The organism is Streptomyces sp. NPDC005899 (genome assembly GCF_040629645.1).
Lineage (GTDB): Bacteria > Actinomycetota > Actinomycetes > Streptomycetales > Streptomycetaceae > Streptomyces.
This window is the reverse complement of the sequence record NZ_JBEXWB010000434.1, coordinates 1-4,533: the sequence shown is the minus strand read 5'-3', so window position 1 is coordinate 4,533 and position 4,533 is coordinate 1. Positions and strand designations below refer to the sequence as shown.

Genomic DNA, 4,533 nt, shown 5'->3' with positions numbered 1-4,533 from the left:
GGGCAGGTGCGGACGCTCGGCGCCGAGTGTCGTGTCGTGCCCGTGGCCGGGGTAGACCCACGTCTCGTCCGGCAGGGCGTCGAAGAGCTTGGTCTCCACGTCGTGGAGCAGCCGGGCGAACGCCTCCGGGTCCTTGCGCGTGTTACCGACACCACCGGGGAAGAGGCAGTCGCCGGTGAAGACGTGCGGTGCTCCGTGCGGGTCGTCGTAGACCAGCGCGATCGACCCCGGCGTGTGGCCGGCCAGATGGCGGGCGGTCAGCGTCACCCGGCCCACCCGGACCGTGTCACCGTCCTCCAGGAGCACGTCCGTGGGGACGGGGATGCCCTCGGCGTCGTACGCGCCGGCGCAGGTGCGCGCCCCCGTGGCCGCCACCACCTCGTCCAGCGCCTGCCAGTGGTCGCCGTGCCGGTGCGTCGTGACCACGGACGTGATGCCGTCCTCGCCGATCAGCCGCAGGAGCGTGCCCGCCTCGGCGGCGGCGTCGATCAGGAGCTGCTCGCCGGTGGCCCGGCACCGCAGCAGGTAGGCGTTGTTGTCCATCGAGCCCACAGCCACCTTCGAGATCATCAGATCCGTCAGCTCGTGTGTGTGCGCGGGCCCACCGACCTTGACCGCTCCGCTGTACGTCATGCGCCTCAGCCTATAGCGGGGGCAGGGCCGGAAGGGTGCCGCCTTCGACGGCGAGGGCGGAGCCGTCCCGGCGTCCGCAGAGCCAGCCGAGGAGGTCCGCGGCCGGGCCCCGGACCGTGACCGGCGCACCGTCCGCGCCACCGCCCGTGGTCCACCGGCGGCCGTCCCCGGCCACCGCCGTGACGGGGACGACGCCGGGGTGTCCCGCGAACCGTTCCGTCAGGAATTCGATCTCCCGGGTCACGAACGCGTCCGGGAGGTCCTCCAGCTCGTATCCCGCGCCCAGGTCGACGTGGTGCAGCTCGACCTCGATCCAGCGGCGGAACGGCACCCGCGCCGCCGAGTCGGTGACCCCGTTGCGCAGGGTGACGGTCCGGGACGGGTCGGCGGACACCGACGCCTGGGCGAGGAAGCGCTCGCCGCTTTCCCGCAGGTCGGCGAGGTGTGTGGCGAGGGGCCGCGGTGCGTCACGCTCGATGTCGGCGTCCCGGGTTTCGCTGCTCGCGTACATCGGGCGTCCGCGGAGAACATTTGTGAGCGCGTCGGCGTTACGTGACAGGTGGGCGAGAACATGGCCGCGGCTCCAGCCCGGCAGGCGCGACGGCTCGGCCAGTGAGCTGTCGCTCAGTCCGCCCGTGGCAGCGAGCAGCCGACCGGTGGCTTCCCGTAGGGCTTCCAGGTCACGCGTGTGATCGATCATGGCGGGAGCGTAGCCGCCGACACCCGTTCGGGTGAAGGAGGCGGCAGCCGACCGTAAATCGAATGCGCGTGCTATACGCTCGGAGTCGAAAGCTTCGTACATCGCTGTGGCACCCCCCATATCCTGGTACGGGGGCTCAGTTCCCCCGTCCTCTCCAGAAAGGTGCGGACCGGCGTGGCCGACCGTCTCATCGTCCGTGGCGCGCGCGAGCACAACCTGAAGAACGTCTCGCTCGACCTTCCCCGCGACTCCCTCATCGTCTTCACCGGGCTGTCCGGGTCGGGCAAGTCCTCTCTCGCGTTCGACACGATCTTCGCCGAGGGCCAGCGGCGTTACGTGGAGTCGCTCTCCTCGTACGCCCGCCAGTTCCTCGGCCAGATGGACAAGCCGGACGTGGACTTCATCGAAGGCCTCTCGCCCGCCGTCTCCATCGACCAGAAGTCGACCTCGCGCAACCCGCGCTCGACGGTCGGCACCATCACCGAGGTCTACGACTACCTCCGGCTGCTGTTCGCCAGGATCGGCAAGCCGCACTGTCCCGAGTGCGGCCGGCCCATCTCCCGCCAGTCGCCGCAGGCCATCGTCGACAGGGTGCTCGGCCTGCCCGAAGGCAGCCGCTTCCAGGTGCTCTCGCCGCTGGTGCGTGAGCGCAAGGGCGAGTTCGTCGACCTCTTCGCCGATCTTCAGACCAAGGGTTACAGCAGGGCGCGGGTCGACGGTGCGACGATCCAGCTGTCGGAGCCGCCCAAGCTGAAGAAGCAGGAGAAGCACACCATCGAGGTGGTCATCGACCGCCTCACCGTGAAGGACAGCGCCAAGCGCCGGCTGACCGACTCGGTCGAGACCGCGCTCGGCCTCTCCGGCGGGATGGTCGTGCTCGACTTCGTCGACCTCGCCGAGGACGACCCCGAGCGCGAGCGCATGTTCTCCGAGCACCTGTACTGCCCGTACGACGACCTCTCCTTCGAGGAGCTGGAGCCCCGCTCCTTCTCCTTCAACTCCCCCTTCGGCGCCTGCCCCGACTGCACGGGCATCGGCACGCGGATGGAGGTCGACCCGGACCTGATCGTCCCGGACGAGGAGAAGTCCCTCGACGAGGGCGCGATCCACCCCTGGTCGCACGGCCACACCAAGGAGTACTTCGGGCGCCAGATCGGCGCGCTCGCCGACGCCCTCGGTTTCCGCACGGACATCCCCTGGGCCGGGCTGCCGCAGCGCGCGAAGAAGGCCCTGCTCCACGGCCACAAGATCCAGACCGAGGTGCGCTACCGCAACAGGTACGGCCGCGAGCGCGCTTACACCACCCCGTCCTTCGAGGGCGCCGTCCAGTTCGTCAAGCGGCGCCACTCCGAGGCGGAGAGCGACTCCAGCCGGGAGCGCTTCGAGGGCTACATGCGCGAGGTGCCCTGCCCCACCTGTGAGGGCACCCGCCTCAAGCCGATCGTGCTCGCGGTCACGGTGATGGAGAAGTCCATCGCCGAGGTCGCCGCGATGTCGATCAGCGACTGCGCCGAGTTCCTCGGCCGGCTCAGGCTGAACGCCCGCGACAAGAAGATCGCCGAGCGGGTGCTCAAGGAGGTCAACGAACGGCTCAGGTTCCTCGTCGACGTCGGCCTCGACTACCTCTCGCTCAACCGCGCCGCCGGCACCCTCTCCGGCGGCGAGGCCCAGCGCATCCGGCTCGCCACACAGATCGGCTCCGGGCTGGTCGGCGTGCTGTACGTGCTGGACGAGCCCTCCATCGGGCTGCACCAGCGGGACAACCACCGTCTGATCGAGACACTCGTCAGGCTCCGCGACATGGGCAACACGCTCATCGTCGTCGAACACGACGAGGACACGATCAAGGTCGCCGACTGGGTCGTCGACATCGGCCCCGGCGCCGGTGAGCACGGCGGCAAGGTCGTCCACTCGGGATCGCTCGAGGAACTGCTGACCAACAAGGAGTCCATCACCGGGCAGTACCTGGCCGGGAAGAAGGCCATCGCCGTGCCCGACGTCCGGCGGCCCGTCGACCCGAAGCGGCTGCTGACGGTCCACGGCGCCCGGGAGAACAACCTCCAGGACATCGACGTCGCCTTCCCCCTCGGTGTGCTCACGGCGGTCACCGGCGTCTCCGGCTCGGGTAAGTCGACCCTGGTCAACGACATCCTCTACACCCACCTCGCCCGCGAACTGAACGGCGCGAAGTCGGTGCCCGGGCGGCACACCCGGGTCGACGGGGACGACCTCGTCGACAAGGTGGTGCACGTCGACCAGTCCCCGATCGGCCGGACGCCCCGCTCGAACCCGGCCACGTACACCGGGGTCTTCGACCACGTGCGCCGGCTGTTCGCCGAGACGATGGAGGCGAAGGTGCGCGGCTACCTGCCGGGCCGCTTCTCCTTCAACGTCAAGGGCGGCCGCTGCGAGAACTGCTCCGGTGACGGCACGATCAAGATCGAGATGAACTTCCTGCCCGACGTGTACGTCCCGTGCGAGGTCTGTCACGGCGCGCGGTACAACCGGGAGACGCTGGAGGTCCACTACAAGGGCAAGTCCATCGCCGAGGTGCTGGACATGCCGATCGAGGAGGGGCTCGAGTTCTTCGAGGCCGTCCCCACGATCGCCAGGCACCTGCGCACGCTCAACGAGGTGGGCCTCGGCTACGTCAGGCTCGGCCAGTCCGCGCCGACGCTGTCCGGCGGCGAGGCACAGCGGGTGAAGCTGGCCAGCGAACTGCAGAAGCGCTCCACGGGCCGCACGGTCTACGTCCTGGACGAGCCGACGACCGGTCTGCACTTCGAGGACATCAGCAAGCTCATCACGGTGCTGTCGGGCCTTGTCGACAAGGGCAACACGGTCATCGTCATCGAGCACAACCTCGACGTGATCAAGACGGCCGACTGGGTCATCGACATGGGCCCCGAGGGAGGCAGCGGCGGCGGCCTGGTCATCGCCGAGGGCTCCCCGGAGTACGTCGCCTCCGTGCCCGCGAGCCACACCGGGAAGTTCCTCCAGGACGTTCTGGGCGCGGACCGGATCAACGAGGCCGCGGTGCCCGCGGCCCGTAAGCCGGCCCGCAGGGCGACCGCGAAGAAGGCGGTCGCCGCCAAGGAGACTCCGGCCCGCAGGGCGGCCACCGCGAAGGCCGCCAGGACGGCGCCGGAGCGGCCCGCCGCCAAGAAGGCCACCCGGGCGCGCAAGGCCTGACGCCCGTC

At 69.8% G+C, this 4,533-nt stretch carries 3 protein-coding genes; 1 reads left to right on the top strand and 2 read right to left on the bottom strand.

Annotated features, from left to right (window positions below; translation table 11 throughout):
• Both ABZ371_RS29305 and ABZ371_RS29300 read right to left on the bottom strand, forming a co-directional pair.
• A partial coding sequence (locus ABZ371_RS29305) for an MBL fold metallo-hydrolase (RefSeq protein WP_358685186.1) occupies window positions 1-633 on the bottom strand: 633 nt, incomplete at its 3' end.
• Window positions 634-643: 10 nt separating this feature from the next.
• Window positions 644-1,333 carry a maleylpyruvate isomerase family mycothiol-dependent enzyme gene (locus ABZ371_RS29300; protein WP_358685184.1) on the bottom strand — a complete coding sequence of 230 codons (690 nt, stop codon included), beginning with the start codon at window positions 1,331-1,333 and terminating at the stop codon, window positions 644-646.
• 174 nt (window positions 1,334-1,507) lie between these two features.
• On the opposite strand from ABZ371_RS29300, the gene uvrA reads away from it, so the two are divergent.
• A complete protein-coding gene (gene uvrA / locus ABZ371_RS29295) occupies window positions 1,508-4,525 on the top strand; it encodes an excinuclease ABC subunit UvrA (RefSeq protein ID WP_358685181.1) in 3,018 nt (1,005 codons plus the stop codon).
• The last annotated feature ends 8 nt before the right edge of the window (window positions 4,526-4,533 follow it).

What these genes read in the sequence shown, in the direction of transcription:
- ABZ371_RS29300 (WP_358685184.1), bottom strand. Translation starts at nt 1,333, where the DNA reads ATGATCGATCACACGCGTGACCTGGAAGCCCTACGGGAAGCCACCGGT.